The sequence below is a fragment of the Pauljensenia sp. UMB3104 genome (assembly GCF_030217285.1).
GTDB lineage: Bacteria > Actinomycetota > Actinomycetes > Actinomycetales > Actinomycetaceae > Pauljensenia.
Genome location: NZ_JASONN010000356.1, coordinates 1 through 264, shown reverse-complemented (window position 1 = coordinate 264; position 264 = coordinate 1). Strand labels below are relative to the sequence as shown.

At 50.4% G+C, this 264-nt stretch carries 1 protein-coding gene; it reads right to left on the bottom strand.

The genetic code is table 11. The features are described 5' to 3' along the window. Window positions 1–264 (bottom strand): extracellular solute-binding protein (locus tag QP415_RS12010; protein WP_285100232.1); only part of this gene is annotated, 264 nt, incomplete at both ends.

Genomic DNA, 264 nt, shown 5'->3' with positions numbered 1-264 from the left:
CGTCAACGAGTCCGCCGTCAGCAATGCTGGGAATCAGTTTATCAACCGAATCTTTTACATTGTCAGTAATGTCAACAACCTTGCCGGCCTCGACATAGTCACGCAAGGTCGCGCCGCCCCAGCCAAAGACCAGCGTAGGGGCATTATCAGAGCCGATCGCGGTGCGGATCTTCTCTTTATAAGCGTCGTTGGCAAACCAATCAACATTAATCGACTGATCGCTGTTTTCGGTATTCCACTTATCAAACGAGTCACGCCAGATGA